This is a genomic window from Actinophytocola sp. (genome assembly GCF_050699935.1).
Lineage (GTDB): Bacteria > Actinomycetota > Actinomycetes > Mycobacteriales > Pseudonocardiaceae > Actinophytocola.
Map to the genome: position 1 here is coordinate 1 of NZ_JBOHGB010000138.1, position 19,646 is coordinate 19,646.

Sequence of the window (19,646 nt, forward strand, 5' to 3'; positions counted from 1 at the left end):
GCGCGGGAGCGCGCGGCTCGGGCGATGGCCGCGCGGACCCGGGGCGCGGAGGTCGCGCGGTCGGTCATCCGCGGCGGCGAGATCGCGCTGGAGCGGATCGCCGAGTCGTTGCGGGCCGCCGCGGCGGAGCGGGACACCGCGGCGGCCGAGCGGCAGGACCGCGAGCGGGTGCTGGCTGAGGTCCGCAACCGGGTGCGCGAGCTGTCCAACGAGCTGGAGAAGCTGACCGACGCCGTGCACCGCGACGAGGTGCTGCGGGCCGAGCAGCGGCTACGGCTCGAGCAGCTCGAGACGAAGATCGCGGAGACCTTCGGCATCGGCCTGGAAGACCTGGTGGTCGAGTACGGGCCCGAGGTGCCGGTACCGCCGAGCCCGGTCGAGCTGGCCGAGTACGAGGCCGCCAAGGAGCGTGGCGAGACCGTGGTCGCGCCGCAGCCGATCCCGTACGACCGCGACACCCAGGCGCGGCGGGCGAAGCGGGCCGAGCGGGACCTGACGTTGCTGGGCAAGGTGAACCCGCTGGCGCTCGAGGAGTTCGCGGCGCTGGAGGAGCGGTACAAGTTCCTGTCCACCCAGCTGGAGGACCTCAAGGCGACCCGGCGCGACCTGCTGACCGTGGTCAAGGAGGTCGACGACAAGATCCTCGAGGTCTTCACGTCCGCCTACGAGGACGTGGCGCGCGAGTTCCAGACCGTGTTCGCGACGCTGTTCCCGGGCGGCGAGGGGCGCCTGGTGCTCACCGAGCCCGAGGACATGCTGACCACCGGCGTGGACGTCGAGGCGCGGCCGCCAGGCAAGAAGATCAAGCGGCTGTCGCTGCTGTCCGGTGGCGAGAAGTCGCTCGTCGCGGTCGCCATGCTGGTGGCGATCTTCCGGGCGCGGCCCTCGCCGTTCTACGTGCTGGACGAGGTGGAGGCGGCGCTGGACGAGGTCAACATGCGCCGGCTGATCGGCTTGCTGGAGGAGCTGCGCGCGAACTCCCAGCTGCTGATCATCACCCACCAGAAGCCGACCATGGACATCGCCGACGCGCTGTACGGCGTCAGCATGCGTGGGGACGGCATCACCCAGGTGATCTCGCAGCGGCTGCACGGGCGCGAGCCGGAACCCGCACCTGCCTGACCCGCGTACTTCTGTGTTGACCACACAGCGAAAGGCCCCCTTCGCTCGCCGGCGAAGGGGGCCTTTCGGTCGGCCGGGTCAGGCGCCGTAGGCAGGGCCCGCATGCGGCGTGGCGTTCGATGCGGCGCGGTACGCCAGGAACGCCACGACGCCGGACACGAGGCCGCGATGAGGCCCATGATCAGGCCGAGCCCGCCCCCGACTCGGACCCGGCGTCCTCGCCGAGCAGCCCGACACCTCCCAGACCGCCGTCGTCCGGCAGGGTCAGCCAGCGCAGCACGCGAGTGCCGGCCCCCGACGCGGTGGAGGCACAGGTGACCCCCGCAAGTGCGAGAAGTATGGCCGATCACTCGATCACGTAAGTCACGGAAACGCGTCGAGCCGTCCGGCCACTCGGCGAGCGTGTCCGAAAAAGCCGGTAATCCGCTCGCGCCGGCCGCCTTCGGCGGTTCAAGCTTTCCGGTATGTACGACGTTCGACCAGCGACGCCGGCCGACCTGGAGGACGCGATCCAGCTGATCGCGCGCCTGCAGGCCGACCCGGCGCACCTCATCGCGTTCCACGGCGACACCGTCGAGGAGGTTGCCGAGGAACTCGCCGGCCTGCGCCCCGACTGGGTGTCCGTGGCCGTCGTGGCCGTCGACCGCACCGGCCGGCTGCGTGGGGTGCTCAGCGTCGAGGCCAGCGTCGAGGCCAGTGTCGACGACCCCGACGAGCAGCACCGCGCGTACCTGTACGGGCCGTTCGTCGACGTGCCCGCCAACCATCCCGCGGCCGGCCAGCTCTGGCAGGCCACCGCGGACGCCCTCCTCGACCTCGCCGCGAGCCTGCCCAGGATGGCCGGCGTGACCCGGCTCGACCTGTTCGGCCACCGGCAGAACCGGCTGCTCGCCGACTTCGCCGCGCGCCACGACGTCTCCGCGCACACCACGACGCGGCTGTTCACGCTCACCGGCGCGGACCTGCGGGCGCTGCTCGTCGGAGTCGTCGGAGCCGCCGGCGACGTTCCGCACGCCGACGACCGCGTGTGCGTGCTGCCCGCCGACCCGGCCGTGCGCGACGAGGTCGCCCGGCTGCACGACCGGTTCTTCCCGAACGCCCCGACCTCCGGCCGTCGGCTCGTCGCGGACGGCGCCGAGCACACGGTCGTCGTGCTGCGGGGCAGCGGCGAACGGGCCGGCGAACGGGCCGGCGCCGTGCTCGGCTACGCGGCGGGCTACCCGCAGGCGGCGGAGTACTACGTGGACGTCGTCGGCGTCGACCCCACGTACCGCTCGCTCGGGGCCGGCCGGCTGCTCGTCCGCCGCCTGCTGGCCGAGCTGGCCTGGCGGGCGGGCGCCCGCAACCGGGCGGCCGCCGTGATCCGGCTGGGCAACGACGCCTCCGAGCGGATGTTCACCGCGCTCGGCTTCGCCCTCACCCTGGAGCTGGTCAACTACACGAAGACCGACTACCGGCCCGCCGGGGCACCCGTCACGCAGCCCTCGCCGTGACCTGCTCGTCGGCGTCGGGCTCCGGGCGCCCGCGGTGCCGCAGGGCCAGCAGCCCGCCGACGATCAGCGTCACGGCCACGCCGAGCGGCGTGTACCACCAGGCCACCAGGCCGCGCACGCCCTCGGCCGGCACGGCCGGCGAGAAGTCGATCATTATCGAGGCCCACTCGCCGTAGCCGTTGGCCACCGGGTCCGCCGTGGCGGACGGGCCGACGAACTTGACGCCCAGGATCACGAACGTCATCACCGCCACGGTGACCACGAACGCGATGATCCCGTCCACCTGGTTCGCCTTCTTGACGAGCAGCCCCAGCAGGAACGCGCCGAGCAGTGCCCCGTACGTGTACCCCGTGATGCCCAGCGCCTGCACGACGATCGGGTCGGCGGTGGTCTGGTTGGCCGTGGCGAACAGGCCGGCGCAGACGATCAGCAGGCCTGCCCACACGACCGTCCACATGCGACCCAACCGCAGCCGGTCCTGGTCGGACAGGGTGCGGCGGGAGATCCGCTCGTACACGTCGGTGACGGTCGCCGACGCGAGGGCGCCCAGCGACGAGGACAGTGCGGCCGCGAGGATGCCCGCGATGACGAAGCCGGACAGGCCGGACGGCAGCTCGGTGACGATGAAGTTCGCGAACAGCTCGTCCTTGTTGCCCAGCCCCAGACCGCCGTCGGCGACCGGGTCCGTCGGCACCGCGGCCTGGTAGAACGCCCACATCATCACGCCGATGAACAGGAAGAACGCGAACTGCAGGAACACCACGACGCCGCTCGCGATCAGCGCCTTCTGCGCCGCGCGCACATCCCGGGTGGCCATCAGCCGTTGCACGATCAGCTGGTCGACACCGTGCGAGGCCATCGCCAGCATCGCGCCGCCGAAGAACGCCGCGAGGAACGGGAAGCCGCCGGTGAGCGCGTCGGAGGAGAAGTCGAACAGCTGGAACTTCGACGCGTCCATCGCGTTGCCGAACCACCCGTCGGGCAGCGCACCGGCGAGCGCGATCACCACGATGAGCCCGCCGACGACGTACCAGAGCATCTGGATCGCGTCGACCCACACGACCGCCCGCACGCCGCCGACGAACGTGTAGCACACCATCGCGATGCCGAGCACGACGACGATCGCCCAGTACGACGCGTTCACCCCGTACGAGGCGAGCACGACCTTGATCGGGATGGCGGTGGCGAACAGCCGGATGCCGTCCGCGAGCAGGCGGGTGAACTGGAAGGTCACCGAGGCCGTCGCCCGCATGCCGTCGCCGTACCGCTTGCCCAGGAACGCGTACGCGGTGACCAGGTCGCCGTCGATGTAGCGGGGCAGCAGCACGAACGAGACGATGATCCGGCCGACGATGTAGCCGAACGCCAGCGTCAGGTAGGTCATGCCGCCCGCCTGCTCCGGCGCCAGGTACGCGACGACCGGCACGGACAGCACCGTGAGCGTGGAGGTCTCCGCCGAGACCACGGACACGCAGACCACCCACCACGAGATCTTCCGTTCGCTGATGAAGTAGTCCGTGGACGACTTCTGCCGGCCGCCGAGCAGGATGCCCAGCAGCGGCATCCCGACCAGGAAGGCCAGGATGATCGCGACGTCGAGAGCGCGCACGGTTACCTCCTGTTGATCTCTGGTTGGGTCAGCCGCAGCCGGGCGACGGTGGTCGTGCCGGGTTCGGGCAGGCGCAGGGCCGTCCCGCCGGGAGTGATGCTGCCGAGCAGGCGCGCGCCGCGGGCGCCGGTCGCACTCGGCACGCTCGCCGGAATCCCCGACCACGTCAGGAAACCGATCAGCGCGGTCAGGTAGGCCTCCTTCGCCTCACCCGGCAGGCCCAGCTCGTCGCTCGCCATCAGGGTCGTGGGGGCGAGGAGCCGGGCGAGCGCCTTCATCAGCGTCGGGTTGCGCAACCCGCCACCGGACGCGACGACCCGGGTGACCCCGTGGCCGCGGCAGGCCTCGGCGACCGTCGTGGCGGTCAGCTCCACGAGGGTGGCGAGCAGGTCCGGGCCGCTCACCCACGGCACCTCCGCCAGCGCGTCCCGCAGGTAGCCGGTGTGGAAGTGCTCCTTGCCGGTCGACTTGGGCGGGTCCGCCGCGTAGTACGGGTCCGCCAGCAGCACCTTGAGCAGGTCCTCCCGGCAGCTGCCCTGGGCGGCCAGGTCGCCGTCGACGTCCTGCTGCCACGCGCCGTTGGAGATCAGCCGGGCGGCCGCGTCGAGCAGCGCGTTGCCCGGACCGGTGTCGAACGCCCGCGCCGGGGCGTCGGGCGTGACCACGGTGATGTTCGCGATGCCGCCGAGGTTCAGCCCGGCCACGACGTCCTCGTCGGCGAGCTCGCGCAGCCACAGCCGGTCGAGGACGCTCGCGAGCGGCGCGCCGTGCCCGCCGGCCGCGATGTCGCGGGCACGCACGTCGGCGACCACCGGGAGCCCGGTGGCCTCGGCGATCCAGGCCGGCTGGCCGATCTGCAGCGTGCCGAGGGCGCGCTCGCCCTCGACCCAGTGGTAGAGCGTCTGCCCGAGCGAGGCGACGAAGTCGGCCGTGCCGCCGGCGATGCCGGTGAGCGCGCCGCGCGCGGCGGACGCGAACGCCTGGCCGACCTCGGTGTCCAGCCGGCACAGCTCCTCGGCGGTGCACTCGCGCGGTGGCAGGGCGGCGAGCAGCGCGTTGCGTAGCGCGGTGGGAAAGGGCATCTCGGTGTGCCCGAGGGGAAGCAGGTCGATGGTCTCGTCGATCAAGCGCAGCTCGGCCACTGCCACGTCCACACCGTCCATGGACGTTCCGGACAGCAGCCCGATCACCCGGCACGAAGTCACGGGATCTGGCTATCCAGTCGCGAGGTGGGTGCGCAAGGCGGCGCGTTACTTCTTGACCGAATCGATGTCGTGAACTGTTGAGTATTCCCCTCAGGAGGTATAGACCAGGGCGATAATGTGTCACCCTGCGCCGGGGAGCGGGGTCGGCATGCCTGTTCGAGGCAAGCTGGAACGCGAGGACACGAGGAGCGAGCATGACCAGGTTTTCGGCGGATTGGAGCAGGAGGAACTTCCTGCGCGGCGCCCTCGCCACGGGCGCCTTGGTGCTGCCGGGCTCCGGCGCGTTGGTCGGCTGTGCCACTTCCGGTGGCGGCCAGGAGGCGACCGAGGGGGAGAAGTCCGCGGACAACCCGCTGGCCGTCCCGACCGACGCCCCGATCGAGATCTACATCTTCAACGGCGGCTTCGGCGACAAGTACGCGACCGACGTGCACGAGCCGATGTACAAGGAGAAGTACCCGAACGCGAAGATCACCCACAAGGCAGAGGTCGACATCGCGGGCGCCCTGCAGTCCCGCTTCGTGGGCGGCAACCCGCCGGACTTCGTCAACGACTCCGGCGACGGCCAGATCCCGCTGGGCCAGCTCGTCTCCGACAAGCAGCTCTACGACCTCACCGACCTCTACGAGGCGCCCAGCTGGGACGATCCGGACACGAAGGTCCGCGACACGCTCGTGCCGGGTGCCGTCGAGCAGGGCACGTTCGGCGACAAGCCCTACGTCATGAACATGGCGCTGACGGTGTACGGCATCTGGTACGACAAGGCGCTCTTCGACGAGAAGGGCTGGACGCCGCCCGCGACCTGGGCCGAGATGCTCGACCTCTGCACGGACATCAAGGCCGCCGGCATCGCGCCGTGGACCTACCCGGGCGTGCACGGGCGCTACATGGTCTGGTCGCTGCTGTCCATGGCGGCCAAGCTCGCCGGGCCCGAGGTACTGGTGGCGGTCGACAACCTGGAGGAGGGCGCCTGGGAGCACGAGGCCGTCAAGGAGTCCGCCAACGCGCTGGCGAGCCTGCGCACCAAGGGGTTCATCCTGCCCGGGACCGAGGGCATGGACCACATCCAGGCGCAGGGCCAGTGGAGCGCGGGCAAGGCGGCGTTCGTGCCGTGCGGCTCGTGGCTGGAGAGCGAGCAGGCGGACGTCACGCCGGAGGGCTTCGAGTTCGCGGTGATGGCCGACCCGCTGCTGTCCGAGGACTCGGCGATGCCGCGGGAGACGATCTACGCCGTGCCCGGCGAGCCCTACGTCGTGCCGGCGGCCGCGAAGAACCCGCGCGGCGGCCTGGAGTACATGCGGATCATGCTCTCCAAGGAGGGCGCGAAGGGCTTCACCGAGCAGGTGTCGAGCCTGACCGTGGTCAAGGACTCCGCCGAGGGCATCGAGCTGCCGCCCGGCCTGACCTCCGCGAAGGGCGTGCTCGAGGCGGCCGGCGACAACGTGATCAGCTGGATGTGGAACAACTGGTACGGCGACATGTGGAACCCGGGCATCAACGCGCAGATGGGCGACCTGATGACCGGCCGCAGGTCGGTGGACGAGTGGGCGGCCGGCTGTGAGGCGGAGGCCAAGAAGGTTCGCGACGACGACTCCGTGACCAAGTACACCCGCTGACGAGGCTGCGCGATCCTCAGTGGCGATCAAGGTTCTCGGCCTGCCTGAACGTGATGGCGGGCCCTGCGAAGACCCGCGGCTGGCAGATCACCGACGACCCGGCGCACACCCGGGTCCGCGAGGCGTGGGCGGAGGAGAAGGTCGATCCGCACCGGCCGGCGGTACCCGTACTGCCGACCCCGAGGGAGCCAGCCGATGAGCCGCTACGGGATGACCGAGCGACCGAGCGTGGTGACCGCCGCGTCGGTGCTGCTCTACATCTTCGCCGCGATCGGCATTCTCGGCGGCCTGATCTTGCTCGGCTCCGGCACGACGACCACCGGACTCGGTGCGGTGGTGACCTTGTTGCTGCTCGGCTTGTCGGTCGCCTATCTCGTGTTCGCGACGATGATCCTCAACGGCAGCAACGGTGCCAGGATCACCACCATCGTGCTGCTGTCGATCAGCATCGTGCTCAACCTCGTCGACCTCGACGACGACGCCCTGATCTCCATTGGGCTCGGCCTGCTTGTCATCGGCCTGCTGGCGTGGAATCGGGACGCGCAGGAATACTTCCGCACGAACCGGTCGGCGGTGCGTAGTCGCCGCCGACCGCAGCGGGGTGGGCTGGAGCGTGGCAAGGGCGGCTTCGTGCTGGCGTTCCTGCTGTTGCCGGTCGGGCTCTACGCGCTGTACGTCGTCTCGCCCTACGCGCAGGCGATCTACATCTCGCTGACCGACTGGACCGGCCTCACGGCCGATCAGACGTTCATCGGGTTCGACAACTACGCCCGCCTCTGGGAGGACGAGCAGTTCTGGGTCGCCCTGCGCAACAACGGGATCCTGCTGGTCGTCGTCCCGGCGGTGACGGTCATGCTGGGGCTGTTCTTCGCCTCCATGCTCAACGTCGGCCGGCGGGGGAAGAGCGGCATCGGCGGCGTTCGCGGGGCCGGCGTCTACAAGGTCGTCTACTTCTTCCCGCAGGTGCTCTCCGTGGCGATCGTCGGCGTGCTGTTCAAGTACGTCTTCGCGCCGACCGAGGCCGGCGGGATCGTCAACGGCATGCTGAACTGGGTCGGCCTCGACGCGCTCGCGACGCCGTGGCTCGGCGACCCGGCGTTCGCGTTCTGGTGTGTCGTCGTCGTGATGATCTGGTCGTTCGTCGGGTTCTACGTGGTGCTGTTCTCCGCGGCGATGCAGTCCATCCCGAAGGACATCTACGAGGCGGCGCTGCTCGACGGGTCCAACCGCTACACCACGTTCCGGCACGTGACGCTGCCGCTGGTGTGGGACACCGTGCAGGTCGGCTGGGTGTACCTGGCGATCCAGGCGATGGACGGGTTCGCGCTCGTGCACGTCATGCTCGGCATCAGCGGCGGGCCGTCGCGGGCCGGTGACGTGCTCGGTGTCGCGCTCTACCGCGCCGCGTTCAACCGGTACCGGTTCGGCTACGCCTCCGCGATCGGGGTCGTGCTGCTGCTGTTGACGTTGCTGGTCGCCGTGCTGTTCTTGCGGGCGGCCCGGCGGGAGCGGGTGGAGCTGCAGTGACCGCCTCCCCGAGATTAAAACTGCTGGTCACCTTGCGTCTGTGTCGTGCGGTTGAGGACGTACCTGTGGCTGGGTTGCGTCCCGTTCCCCTTGGGTGCGGTTGGGAGGTGGTCGCATCATGACGACTGTCGAGGAGCACCCGGTCGAGGAGGTGGTCCGCTCGCCGCGGCGGCGCGCACCGGGCGTCGGCGTGGGGGAGTTCGCGCTGAACCTGCTCAACGGCACGTTCCTGCTGATCTGGGGACTGGTCACGACGCTGCCGCTGCTGTGGGCGATCGTCTCGTCGTTCAAGACGAACCGGGAGTTCCTGTCCGACCGGTGGTGGGAGCTCGGCGGGCTGCACTGGGAGAACTTCGCTCGCGCGTGGACGGTCGCGAACATCGGGCAGTACTTCGTCAACAGCGTGATCGTCGTGCTCATCTCGGTGCCGCTGACCATGCTGCTGGGCGCGATGGCCGCGTACGTGCTGGCGCGCTACGACTTCCCCGGGAACCGGGTCATCTACTTCGGCTTCGTCGCCGGGCTGATCTTCCCGGTGTTCCTGGCGCTGGTGCCGCTGTTCTTCGTGGTGCGCAACACGGAGAACCTGCCGCTGCTGGGTGAGTTGCTCGGGCTGAACAGCTTCCTGTCGCTGGCACTGGTGTACGTGGCGTTCTCGATGCCGTTCACGGTGTTCTTCCTGACCGCGTTCTTCCGCACGTTGCCGACCTCGATCGCCGAGGCCGCGATCGTCGACGGCTGCTCGCACTTCGGCCTGTTCTTCCGCGTCATGCTGCCGATGGCGAAGCCGGGCCTGATCAGCATCGGGCTGTTCAACGTGCTGGGGCACTGGAACCAGTACGTGCTGCCGGTGGTGCTGATGAACGAGCCGGACAAGAAGGTCCTGGCCCAGGGCCTCGCCTCACTCGCGATCAGCCAGGGCTACCGCGGCGACTGGACCGCCCTGTTCGCCGGCCTGGTGATCGCACTGCTGCCGGTGCTGATCGTGTACATCCTGTTCCAGAAGCAGGTACAGGCCGGCCTGACCGCAGGCGTCCTGAAATAGCCTGCTCGCGCCCCGATATCCCACCGTTCGGAGCACTTTGTCCGCCGGACAATGCTTCGCTGCCTGTTGCGAGAGAGACTGTGCGTATCGGTCAATTTATGACTGGGGGATACGATGACTGCCGGCAGAGGATGGGAAGCAGACCGCGACGCCACGTTCGTTCGCCGACTCGGTGTCCATCCAGCGAAGCTCGCTGGTCCGCCGACCGACGGAAAACAAGGTTGCCCGGACATCTGGGAACTCTCCAACGGAGACGTTGCGGTGATTGGCCGCGATCTCACCGACGTCTATGCTGAGCGTCTCCCGGATGGCGTGACGGTTGTTCATGACGAGCGTGTCGTCGTGGTCCCGCGCGCCACGATCGTCGCGGCAAAGAAGGATATTCCAGATGCTTGACCGAGTCCGCGAGGCAGCGGGCGAGACATTCACGCCAGTTGAGGCATATCGAGATGACTTGAGCCGGCTGTGGCCTCGGATCGAGCGATTCGACAAGCTCGAACGGATCCAGCATTTTCGGGAGCCGTACGATGCGAGCTGGCGGGCATTCGCCGCTGGCAGGTGGGAAGAGTCCCTCGAGCTGACCGAACTCAACCGGCCGAATGTCGTCGCCGAGTTCGCCGAGGACGCCCGGTTGGGCTACCGGTCGTATCGAGTCCGGGTCGTCGAGTTTCCGATCGACACGTATCTCCTGTGGGAGATGTACCGGTACCGGGTGCGCGCCGAATGCGGGGAGGACATCCGCATCGTCACGCCCGAGGCCGTTTCCCGATTCGAAACCAACGGCATCGTTCCTGAGCTGATCTTCATGGGTTCGCTTGCCATGTACGAGGTTCTCTATGACGAGAACGGTGTGCTGGCCGGCGGCCGGAAGTTCACCGATCCGGAGCTGGTGGCCGGCTGTAGAGCTGAGGTGCAAGCGCTGCACCAGCAGGCTGAGGAATTCTGGACCTTCTTCGATCGCGAGATCGCACCCCTGCCGCCTCCCGTCGTCGGACCCGAGCTGAGCCGGTCCGCGAATTCGTGACCCCACGGCATCGCTCCCGCTCGATCGGGGCAATGGCAGGACGAATCACGTTCGTTGTGACGATACTGCTGCTCGTGATCGTCTCAATGGGACTTGCCGTCATGTCGCCGCTGGCATTGCGCGCGCTTGACAGCGACAGTCAGGTCGACTGGAACCGCTTGAGCAACATCGGCGAGACCTACGGTGCCGTATCGGCCGTCGTCGCCGCCGTTGCCCTGCTCGGCGTGATGATCTCGTTGCTGGTACAGAGCCGCGAGGTCAAGGAGGCGCGAAAGAACGCACGTCGTGCTCACCACGTCGAGTTGATGCGGATGGCGATGGACGATCCCCGCTACATGGAGTGCCGATCTGGAGGCGAGCGCGACCGAGATCAACTGCTCCGAGTACGGCATCATCCCTGGGCTGCTGCAGTCCCTCGGCTACGTCCGGGCCACCATCGACGACGGCGACGGGGTCTGGTGGGAGCCGTCGAGCGCCGAGCGGGAGGAGCGGATCGCCTTCCGGCTCGACCGACAGGCGAAGACGCTCGAGTCGGACACGACGCTCCGCTTCGTGATCACCGAGGAGGCACTCACCGGCGCGGTCGGTAGTCCGGAGGTCATGCGTGAGCAGCGACGGCATATCCTGAACCTGTTGGAGAGCAAGCGAAATCTGACTGTTCAGGTCCTACGTACCGAGACGTACCGCAACCCGGCGCGAGGTGCTGGGCTGACCGTCCTCCTCTTCGGCGAGAAAGGAGCGCCGGTCGGGTTCTCGACGGTTGTGTTCGGCCCGTCGACCTACTTCGATCAGGAGCCCGACACGGCGGCCTTGCTCCGCGGGTTCCGGCGCGTGCAAGAGTTGGCGCTGAGCCCGAAGGACTCGGTGCGGCTCATCAAGGAGGTCGACCATGCGTGACACCGGCTGGTTCAAGAGCACGCGCAGCACCTCCGGAAGTGACAACTGTGTCGAGGTGCGGATCAGTGACGCCGCCGCGCGGGTGCGGGACTCGAAGAACCCGGGCGGTGGTGAGCTGATGCTCGACCGGACGGCGTTCGCCGCGTTCGTGCTGGGAGCCGCCGCGGGCCGCTGACCATCGTGCCCGTGCGAGGATGGCGGCGTGTCGAGCACCGTCATCGTGATCATCGTCGTCGTCGCGGTTCTGCTCGCGCTCGTGCTTGTCGCGGGTGTGACACTGAGTCGCCGGCGGCGGGTCAGCCTCACCGACGAGAAGCGAGTCGAGGAGCAGCCGCGCGGCGGCTACCAGGCCGGAGGCGGCATCAGCCTGGCGCCGGGCGGGCAGAAGGCACCGGCAGAGCCCGCTGAGACGGCCGTGCCCGAGCAGGCCGAAGCGCCGGCGGCCGAGGCAGAGCCGCCCAAGGAGGTGGAGCCCGAGAAGGGCCCGGCCGCGGTCGTCCCGGCTGAGCCCGCACTCGTCGACGAGATCGCGCCGACAGGGCCGCCCGAGCCAGCCGAGGAGATCGCGCCGTCGACCGGGCGGCTGGAGCGGCTGCGCGGACGGCTGTCGAAGTCCCGGTCGGCGTTCGGGCAGGGGCTGCTCGGGCTGCTCGGCGCGGGCGACCTCGACGAGGACTCGTGGACCGAGGTCGAGGACACGCTGCTGATGGCCGACCTCGGCGCGGCGACCACGCAGGAGATCGTCGAGAGGCTGCGGGCCGAGCTCGTCTCCCGCGGCGTGCGCACCGCCGAGGCGGCTCGCGCGGTGCTGCGGGACGTGCTGGTCGAGGCGCTGCACCCGGACATGGACCGGGCCGTGCGCGCGCTGCCGCACGACACCAACGGCGCCAGGCTCCCGGCCGTGGTGCTGATCGCGGGCGTCAACGGCACCGGCAAGACGACCACCACGGGCAAGCTCGCCCGAGTGCTCGTCGCCGACGGTCGCACGGTGGTGCTGGGCGCGGCGGACACGTTCCGCGCGGCGGCCACCGAGCAGCTCGCCACCTGGGCGGAGCGCGTCGGCGCGGAGGTCGTGCGCGGCAAGGAGGGCGCCGACCCGGCCGCGGTCGCGTTCGACTCGGTGAAGCGGGGCGTGGCGTCCGGCGTGGACGCGGTCCTGGTCGACACGGCCGGCCGGCTGCACACGAAAACCGGCCTGATGGACGAGCTGGGGAAGGTCAAGCGCGTCGTGGAGAAGCAGACCGAGGTCGACGAGGTGCTGCTGGTACTCGACGCCACGACCGGGCAGAACGGCCTGACGCAGGCGCGGGTGTTCGCCGAGGTCGTGGACATCACGGGCATCGTGCTGACGAAGCTCGACGGCACCGCGAAGGGTGGCATCGTGTTCCAGGTGCAGCACGAGCTGGGCGTGCCCGTGAAGCTGGTCGGGCTCGGCGAGGGCGCGGACGACCTGGCGCCGTTCGAGCCGACCGCGTTCGTCGACGCGCTGCTGGGGGCGTGAGCATGGAGTTCCAGGAGGTCGTGCGGCGCCGCAGGATGGTGCGCACGTTCCAGCCGGACCGGCCGGTGCCGCCGGAGGTCCTCGACCGGATCCTGCACAACGCGACCCGCGGCCCGTCGGCCGGCTACTCGCAGGGCCAGGCGTTCCTCGTGCTGCAGGGCGAGGACCTGGCCAGGTTCTGGGCGATGCGGCCCAAGGGCAACGGCGTGCGCACCGCGCCGCTGCTGATCGTGCCGCTTTCGTGCAAGCGGGTGTACCTCGACCGCTACGCCGAGCCGGACAAGGGCTGGACCGACCGCGACGAGGCCCACTGGCCGGTCCCGTTCTGGTACATCGACACCGGCATGGCCACGCTGCTGATCCTGCAGACCGTCGTGGACGAGGGGCTGGGCGCGCTGTACTTCGGGATCATGCCCGAGGACGTCCAGCCGTTCCGTGAGCTCTACGCCATCCCCGACGACCAGGAGCCCATCGGCGCGGTCGCCATCGGCTACCCGGACGAGGCCCCGGGCACCGTCACCGGCTCGCCCCGCACCCGGGCCCGCCGCTCGGTCGAGGACGTGGTGCACCACGGCCGCTGGTGACGCATCGCGCAACGCGGACACGGACCGGCGGTCATAGGGTGTAGGCCATGGTCGACATCCAGGTACTCGACGAACGGGTCGAGCGAAGCGAGGAGATTCTCACCCCGGCGGCGCTGGAGTTCGTGGCCGGTTTGCACGGCAGGTTCGCGGACCGGCGCGACGAGCTGGTGGCCGCGCGGCCGGCGCGCCGGGCCGAGGCGTCCCGCACTGGCGTGCTGGACTTCCTCGCCGAGACCCGGGAGGTGCGGGAGTCGGACTGGCGGGTGGCCGCCGCCCCGGACGACCTCGCCGACCGGCGCGTCGAGATCACCGGGCCCACCGAGCGCAAGATGGCCATCAACGCGCTCAACTCCGGCGCCAAGGTCTGGCTCGCCGACCTGGAGGACGCCAACACTCCGCACTGGACGAACGTGGTGTCGGGCCAGGTCAACCTCGCCGACGCCGTCCGGGGCACGATCGCCTACACCTCGCCGGAGGGGAAGAGCTACGCGCTCGCGGAAGGCGCGACGCCGGCCGTCATCGTCATGCGACCCCGTGGCTGGCACCTCGACGAGCGCCACCTCACCTTCGAGGGCCGTCGCTGGATCGGCGCGCTCGTCGACTTCGGGCTCTACTTCTTCCACAACGCCAAGGCCCTCCTCGAGCGCGGCAGCGGCCCGTACTTCTACCTCCCCAAGATGGAGAGCCACCTCGAGGCCCGCCTCTGGAACGACGTGTTCGTCCATGCTCAGGACGCGCTGGACATCCCGCGGGGCACGGTCCGCGCGACCGTCCTGATCGAGACGATCCCGGCCGCGTTCGAGATGGAGGAGATCCTCTACGAGCTGCGCGACCACGCGTCGGGCCTGAACGCGGGTCGCTGGGACTACCTGTTCAGCCTCATCAAGTACTTCCGTGACGCCGGCCCCGAGTTCGTGCTGCCGGACCGCAACGACGTCACGATGACCGCGCCGTTCATGCGTGCCTACACCGAGCTGCTCGTACGCACGTGCCACAGGCGGGGCGCGTTCGCGATGGGCGGCATGGCCGCGTTCATCCCGAACCGCCGCGACCCGGAGGTCACCGAGAAGGCCCTCGCCAAGGTGCACGAGGACAAGCGGCGCGAGGCCGGCGACGGGTTCGACGGTTCGTGGGTCGCGCACCCGGACCTGGTGTCCATCTGCGACGAGGAGTTCACCGCCGTGCTCGGCGAGCGGCCCAACCAGCTCGACCGGCTGCGGGAGGACGTGTCGGTGACCGCGTCGCAGTTGCTGGATGTGAAGGCGACACCCGGTGCGGCGACCGAGGCCGGGCTGCGCGCGGCCGTCGACGTCGGCGTTCGGTACCTCGCCTCGTGGCTGTCCGGCAACGGCGCGGCCGCGATCCACAACCTGATGGAGGACGCGGCGACCGCGGAGATCTCCCGTTCCCAGGTGTGGCAGTGGGTGCGCAACGGCGTCGTCCTCGACACGGGCGCGAAGGTGACTACCGACCTCGTGCGTGACGTGCTCGGAGAGACCCGCACGGCGCTCGCCGACGTGCTGCCCGAGGAGTTCCTCACCCCGGCCGTCGAGCTGTTCGAGCAGGTCGCGCTGGCCGACGAGTTCCCCGACTTCCTCACCCTGCCCGCCTACGAACGGATCTAGCCGTGCGCACCTCGCTCGACGGCTCGATGGTCGCGAGAGTGGCTCGCCGACTGTCCGAAGTGGACGCCGAGCGGGCGGCCAGGTATGCCGGCGACGCGGGCGGCCGGCAGCCGGTGCACACCTGCTACGTGCCGGCCGACAAGGTCACCGGCGACGTGGCGGCCGAGTGGGGCGCCGCGGCGCTGTCCGCCCTCGAGGAGCACGCGCCACGCGCCGGCGCGTTCGCCGAGATCCTTGGCCTGCCCGGCGAGCTGGCCGAGGCGGTGCACGCCAAGGTCGTCGCGAAGCTGTCCCGCGAGCCGGTGGAGGATCTACGGATCGACTTCGAGGACGGCTACGGTCCGCGCTTGAACGAGGTGGAGGATGCCGACGCGGTGCGGTGCGCGGACCTGGTCGCCGGCTGGCCGGATCCGCCGCCGTGGGTCGGCATCCGGTTCAAGTCGTTCGACACCAGGTCGTTGTTCGACCGCGGGGCCCGCACGCTGGATCTGTTCGTCACCGAGCTGGGCCGCGCGCCCGTCCTCACCTTCCCCAAGGTGACCGACGTGGCACAGGTGAGCGCGCTGGTGGAGCTGGTGGAGCTGCTGGAGGACCGGCTTGACCTGGGTACGGGCGCGCTGCGGTTCGAGATCCAGATCGAGACCACACAGTCCATTGTGGACAGCGAGGGTCGGCTCGCGATCCCGCGGTTCATCGCCGCCGGCGCGGGCCGGGTGAGCGGGCTGCACTTCGGCACGTACGACTACACCGCGGCGTGCGGGCTGTCGGCCGCCGAGCAGCACCTCGCGCATGCGGCGTGCGACTTCGCCCGGCACGTGATGCAGGTGAGCGCGGCCGGCACGGGCGTGCGGCTCTCCGACGGCTCGTCGAACGTGCTGCCGGTGGGCGACGGGGTGCACGAGGCGTGGCGGACGCACTTCGCCCTGGTGCTGCGCTCGATCGCGCACGGTTTCCACCAGGGCTGGGACATGCACCCGGCGCAGCTCGTCACCCGGTACGCGGCGAACTTCGTGTACCACCTGCGGCACGCGGAGGCGAACGCGCGCCGGCTGCGGGCCTATGTGGACTCCCAGACCGACACGGGCGTGCTGGACGAGCCGGCGACCGCGCAGGCGCTGGCGATGTCGATGCGCCGGGCGCTGGACTGCGGTGCCCTGGAGGCCGACGACGTGCGGCGGATGTGCGGGTTGTCCGAGGTGGAGCTGGCCGCCCTGGCCCGGCGGGGGTCGCCTTGACTGATCTGGACCTGGTCTTCCGGACACAGTGGATGGTCACGCCCGAGGGCGAAGTGCCGGGCTGTGTCGGCGTCAAGGACGGCACGATCGTCGAGGTGGCGCCGCGGGCCATGGAGCTGGACGCGCCGCACGTGGTGGAGCTGGCCGCCGACGAGGTCCTGCTGCCCGGGCTGGTCGACACGCACGTCCACGTCAACGACCCCGGCCGCGCGGAGTGGGAGGGCTTCGCCACCGCGACCCGCGCGGCCGCGGCGGGTGGTGTGACCACGCTGATCGACATGCCGCTCAACAGCGTGCCGCCCACCACCGACCTCGCGGCGCTGGCGCGGAAGCGGGCGGCCGCGCGTGGCCGGGTGCACGTGGACGTCGGGTTCTGGGGCGGCGCCGTGCCCGGCAACCTGGGCGAGCTGGTGTCGCTGCACGAGGCGGGCGTGTTCGGCTTCAAGTGCTTCCTGCTGCACTCGGGCGTCGACGAGTTCGGCCACCTCTCGCCCGGTGAGCTGGCCGACGCATTGCACCAGCTGCACGGCGTCGGCGGCCTGATGGTCGTGCACGCCGAGGACCCCGCGGTCATCGAGCGGGCGCCGGCGGCGGCGGGCCGGCGGTACGCGGACTTCCTGGCGTCCCGCCCGCGCGAGGCGGAGAACGCCGCGATCGCGACGGTGATCGACCTGGCCCGCGAGGCGGACGCCCGGGTACATGTGCTGCACCTGTCCTCTTCGGACGCTCTGCCGCTCGTCGCGGCCGCGCGTCGCGAGGGGGTGCGGGTCACCGCGGAGACCTGCCCGCACTACCTGACCCTGCGCGCGGAGGACATCCCGGACGGGGCGACGCAGTTCAAGTGTTGCCCGCCGATCCGCGAGGCGGCCAACCAGGACCCGCTGTGGCACGGGCTCGCCGACGGGACGATCGACTGCGTGGTGAGCGACCACTCGCCGTGCACCGCCGAGCTGAAACGGCTCGACAGCGGGGACTTCGGTGAGGCGTGGGGCGGGATCGCCGGCCTGCAGCTGGGCCTGCCGGCCGTGTGGACGGCCGCGCTCGAGCGCGGGGTGGCGCTGTCCGATGTGGTGCGATGGATGGCGTCGGCACCCGCGGACCTGGTCGGGCTGCGGCGCAAGGGGCGCATCGCGGTGGGCCACGACGCCGACCTGGTCGTGTTCGCGCCGGCGTCGTCGTTCCTGGTCGACGCCGGCGCGCTGCACCATCGCAACGCCGTGACCGCCTACCACGGCCGGACGGTGACCGGCGTGGTGCGCTCGACGTGGCTGCGCGGCCGGCGGGTGGACGGGGGCACACCGCGTGGTCAGCTACTGGTGAGGGGGCGTACATGACGGACTCGACGGCATGGACGAGGCTGCCGGACCTGGCGTCGCGCCGGGTGGGCGGCAGCGTGGTGTGGGCGAACGACGAGCTGTTCGCCGAGCGGGAGAACCTGATCCGCGCGGCGGAGCCGGTGTTCCAGCCGTCGACGTTCGGCCACAAGGGACAGATCTACGACGGCTGGGAGACCCGGCGGCGGCGCGACGCCGGGGTGGACCAGGCGGTGGTGCGGCTCGGGCTGCCGGGTGTGGTGCGCGGCGTGGTCGTGGACACGGCGTTCTTCACCGGGAACTACCCGCCCTTCTGCTCGATCGAGGCGTGCGCGGTCGAGGGCCACCCGTCGCCCGAGGAGCTGGTCGGGGCGGAGTGGGCCGAGCTCGTGCCGCGCTCGCCGCTGGCCGGGGACACGAAGAACCCGTTCGCCGTCACCGATCCCCGGCGGTTCACCCACGTCCGGCTGACGATCCAACCGGACGGCGGCGTGGCGCGGCTGCGGGTGCACGGGGAGCCGGTCGCCGACCCGCGGTTCCTCGACCTGGCCTCGCTCGACCTGGCCGCCCTGGAGAACGGCGCGACGATCTCCGACTGTAGCAACATGTTCTACTCGTCGCCGGCGAACCTGATCTCCCCGGGCCTCGCCGCGGTGATGGGGGAGGGCTGGGAGACCGCGCGCCGCCGCGACGACGGCAACGACTGGGTGTCGGTGCGCCTGGCCGGTCCCGGGGTGGTGCGCCTGGCGGAGCTGGACACGAGCCACTTCAAGGGAAACGCGCCCGGCTGGGCGTCGCTGTCGGATGTCTCCGGGGCGCCGCTGCTGGACCGGGTCCGGCTGCAGCCGGACACCCGGCACCGGTTCCTGGTCGCCGGCTCGCGTGAGGTCTCGGAGGTCCGCCTGGACATCTACCCCGACGGCGGCATGGCCCGACTACGCCTGCGGGGTGCGCTGACCCCGGCGGGCCGGGCGGCGTTCGTCCTGCGCTGGTTCAACCTGCTCCCGGCCACGCAGGCGCACGCGGTGCTGCGGACGGCTGGCGTGTCCGATGTGGACGCTCGGGCGTTGGTCGGCTCCCGCCCGGTGGATTCCTTGCCGCCGTTCGGCGTCTGACCCGGGCACTCCGGGAGCCGGACCTCACGGGAGCCGATTGAACGGTCCATTCAATCGGGCGGGGGTTCTTGGGTTCTGGGGTCGTTGCGACACTGTCGTTGGTGAGGTGGTGTTGTGGTGGGGCGGTTGTCGTTGCTGCGGGTTGTGCGGGTGTGGTTCTGGGTGGAGGTTTGGGTGGGGTGGGTGGTGAGCTGGGCTTGTTCGGTGGTGGGTGTGTCGTATCCAACGGGGTGTTGGTGGTTCGCCGAGGCTGGTGGGGTGATGGGGTATGGGTGTGGTGTGTTGGGGAGTCGGTATTTGTTGGTGGCGGAGCGTGGGGAGATTTCGGTCGGTTTGGCGTGGGGTGAGGGCAGGTGAGGGCATTCGGGTGATCGCGCGGTGGTTGGGGCGGGCGGCGTCGACGGTGGGCCGGGAGATCACTCGTGATGGTGGCCGGGGGCGGTATCGGGTGTTTCGGGCCGATGCGGTGGCGTGGGAGCGGGCGCGGCGGCCGAAGACCGCCACGCTCGCTGGTGTTGGTGAGTTGCGGGACTATGTGCAGGCGTGGTTGTTGCAGCGGTGGTCGTCGGTGCCGATCTCGACCAGGCTGGCTGTCGAGTTCTTCGACCGGCCGGAGATGCGGGTGTCGCACGAAACGATCGACCAGTGCCTCTAGGTCCGGGGCCGCGGCGCGTTGCGCCGGGAGCTGGCCCGCTGTTTGCGGACGCCGCTGATCCCGACCCTGGTGGAGATCAG

The 19,646-nt window shown here is 70.3% G+C and carries 18 protein-coding genes and 1 pseudogene; 17 read left to right on the plus strand and 2 right to left on the minus strand.

Annotated elements, in window-relative coordinates; all coding sequences use genetic code 11:
* Nucleotides 1-1,122: AAA family ATPase (locus ACRDTB_RS30435; protein WP_431435625.1), on the plus strand; the 1,122-nt coding region annotated here is incomplete at its 5' end.
* A 464-nt stretch (nucleotides 1,123-1,586) separates the two neighbouring features.
* Nucleotides 1,587-2,615, plus strand: a complete 1,029-nt coding sequence (locus ACRDTB_RS30440) for a GNAT family N-acetyltransferase (protein ID WP_431435626.1) — start codon at nucleotides 1,587-1,589, stop codon at nucleotides 2,613-2,615.
* On the opposite strand, the gene ACRDTB_RS30445 is transcribed toward ACRDTB_RS30440, so the two are convergent.
* On the minus strand, nucleotides 2,596-4,224 hold the full coding sequence (locus tag ACRDTB_RS30445) for a sodium:solute symporter (protein WP_431435627.1): 1,629 nt from the start codon (nucleotides 4,222-4,224) through the stop codon (nucleotides 2,596-2,598). The genes ACRDTB_RS30440 and ACRDTB_RS30445 overlap by 20 nt on opposite strands.
* 2 nt (nucleotides 4,225-4,226) lie before the next feature.
* On the minus strand, nucleotides 4,227-5,429 hold the full coding sequence (locus tag ACRDTB_RS30450) for an anhydro-N-acetylmuramic acid kinase (protein WP_431435628.1): 1,203 nt from the start codon (nucleotides 5,427-5,429) through the stop codon (nucleotides 4,227-4,229).
* Between the two features lie 194 nt (nucleotides 5,430-5,623).
* On the opposite strand from ACRDTB_RS30450, the gene ngcE reads away from it, so the two are divergent.
* From ngcE to ACRDTB_RS30525, 15 genes and pseudogenes are all read left to right on the plus strand, one after another.
* A complete protein-coding gene (gene ngcE / locus ACRDTB_RS30455; RefSeq protein WP_431435629.1) occupies nucleotides 5,624-7,045 on the plus strand; it encodes an N-acetylglucosamine/diacetylchitobiose ABC transporter substrate-binding protein in 1,422 nt (473 codons plus the stop codon).
* 195 nt (nucleotides 7,046-7,240) lie between these two features.
* Entirely contained in the window at nucleotides 7,241-8,572 is a 1,332-nt protein-coding gene (locus ACRDTB_RS30460) for a carbohydrate ABC transporter permease (RefSeq protein WP_431435630.1), read from the plus strand.
* Nucleotides 8,573-8,690: 118 nt separating this feature from the next.
* On the plus strand, nucleotides 8,691-9,617 hold the full coding sequence (locus tag ACRDTB_RS30465) for a carbohydrate ABC transporter permease (RefSeq protein ID WP_431435631.1): 927 nt from the start codon (nucleotides 8,691-8,693) through the stop codon (nucleotides 9,615-9,617).
* A 114-nt stretch (nucleotides 9,618-9,731) separates the two neighbouring features.
* Entirely contained in the window at nucleotides 9,732-10,013 is a 282-nt protein-coding gene (locus tag ACRDTB_RS30470) for a hypothetical protein (protein ID WP_431435632.1), read from the plus strand.
* Nucleotides 10,006-10,641 carry a DUF6879 family protein gene (locus ACRDTB_RS30475; protein ID WP_431435634.1) on the plus strand — a complete coding sequence of 212 codons (636 nt, stop codon included), beginning with the start codon at nucleotides 10,006-10,008 and terminating at the stop codon, nucleotides 10,639-10,641. The genes ACRDTB_RS30470 and ACRDTB_RS30475 overlap by 8 nt, the downstream gene beginning before the upstream one ends.
* A 101-nt stretch (nucleotides 10,642-10,742) precedes the next feature.
* Nucleotides 10,743-10,943, plus strand: a pseudogene (locus tag ACRDTB_RS30480) (DUF6082 family protein); the annotation flags it as partial.
* A 100-nt stretch (nucleotides 10,944-11,043) separates the two neighbouring features.
* The gene (locus ACRDTB_RS30485) at nucleotides 11,044-11,538 is read left to right on the plus strand and encodes a DUF5753 domain-containing protein (protein WP_431435641.1); all 495 of its coding nucleotides are present in this window, start codon (nucleotides 11,044-11,046) and stop codon (nucleotides 11,536-11,538) included.
* The gene (locus ACRDTB_RS30490; RefSeq protein WP_431435635.1) at nucleotides 11,531-11,713 is read left to right on the plus strand and encodes a DUF397 domain-containing protein; all 183 of its coding nucleotides are present in this window, start codon (nucleotides 11,531-11,533) and stop codon (nucleotides 11,711-11,713) included. Before ACRDTB_RS30485 ends, ACRDTB_RS30490 begins: the two co-directional genes overlap by 8 nt.
* 27 nt (nucleotides 11,714-11,740) lie before the next feature.
* Complete coding sequence (ftsY, locus tag ACRDTB_RS30495; protein ID WP_431435636.1) at nucleotides 11,741-13,039, plus strand: signal recognition particle-docking protein FtsY; 1,299 nt, start codon at nucleotides 11,741-11,743, stop codon at nucleotides 13,037-13,039.
* A gap of 2 nt (nucleotides 13,040-13,041) precedes the next feature.
* A complete protein-coding gene (locus ACRDTB_RS30500; protein ID WP_431435642.1) occupies nucleotides 13,042-13,623 on the plus strand; it encodes a nitroreductase family protein in 582 nt (193 codons plus the stop codon).
* 47 nt (nucleotides 13,624-13,670) lie between these two features.
* A complete protein-coding gene (gene aceB / locus ACRDTB_RS30505; RefSeq protein ID WP_431435637.1) occupies nucleotides 13,671-15,248 on the plus strand; it encodes a malate synthase A in 1,578 nt (525 codons plus the stop codon).
* A gap of 2 nt (nucleotides 15,249-15,250) precedes the next feature.
* A complete protein-coding gene (locus ACRDTB_RS30510) occupies nucleotides 15,251-16,483 on the plus strand; it encodes a DUF6986 family protein (RefSeq protein WP_431435638.1) in 1,233 nt (410 codons plus the stop codon).
* Nucleotides 16,484-16,488: 5 nt separating this feature from the next.
* On the plus strand, nucleotides 16,489-17,817 hold the full coding sequence (gene allB, locus ACRDTB_RS30515; protein ID WP_431435643.1) for an allantoinase AllB: 1,329 nt from the start codon (nucleotides 16,489-16,491) through the stop codon (nucleotides 17,815-17,817).
* Nucleotides 17,814-18,911 carry an allantoicase gene (gene alc, locus ACRDTB_RS30520; protein WP_431435639.1) on the plus strand — a complete coding sequence of 366 codons (1,098 nt, stop codon included), beginning with the start codon at nucleotides 17,814-17,816 and terminating at the stop codon, nucleotides 18,909-18,911. Before allB ends, alc begins: the two co-directional genes overlap by 4 nt.
* Before the next feature lie 367 nt (nucleotides 18,912-19,278).
* Nucleotides 19,279-19,566, plus strand: coding sequence for a transposase (locus tag ACRDTB_RS30525; RefSeq protein ID WP_431435640.1), 288 nt, complete (start codon nucleotides 19,279-19,281; stop codon nucleotides 19,564-19,566).
* Nucleotides 19,567-19,646: the final 80 nt, after the last annotated feature.

Coding starts and splice junctions, on each gene's coding strand:
- ACRDTB_RS30500 (WP_431435642.1), top strand. CDS start 13,042: ATGGAGTTCCAGGAGGTCGTGCGGCGCCGCAGGATGGTGCGCACGTTC.
- ACRDTB_RS30465 (WP_431435631.1), top strand. CDS start 8,691: ATGACGACTGTCGAGGAGCACCCGGTCGAGGAGGTGGTCCGCTCGCCG.
- ACRDTB_RS30470 (WP_431435632.1), top strand. CDS start 9,732: ATGACTGCCGGCAGAGGATGGGAAGCAGACCGCGACGCCACGTTCGTT.
- ACRDTB_RS30475 (WP_431435634.1), top strand. CDS start 10,006: ATGCTTGACCGAGTCCGCGAGGCAGCGGGCGAGACATTCACGCCAGTT.
- alc (WP_431435639.1), top strand. CDS start 17,814: ATGACGGACTCGACGGCATGGACGAGGCTGCCGGACCTGGCGTCGCGC.
- ngcE (WP_431435629.1), top strand. CDS start 5,624: ATGACCAGGTTTTCGGCGGATTGGAGCAGGAGGAACTTCCTGCGCGGC.
- ACRDTB_RS30490 (WP_431435635.1), top strand. CDS start 11,531: ATGCGTGACACCGGCTGGTTCAAGAGCACGCGCAGCACCTCCGGAAGT.
- ACRDTB_RS30460 (WP_431435630.1), top strand. CDS start 7,241: ATGAGCCGCTACGGGATGACCGAGCGACCGAGCGTGGTGACCGCCGCG.
- aceB (WP_431435637.1), top strand. CDS start 13,671: ATGGTCGACATCCAGGTACTCGACGAACGGGTCGAGCGAAGCGAGGAG.
- ACRDTB_RS30440 (WP_431435626.1), top strand. CDS start 1,587: ATGTACGACGTTCGACCAGCGACGCCGGCCGACCTGGAGGACGCGATC.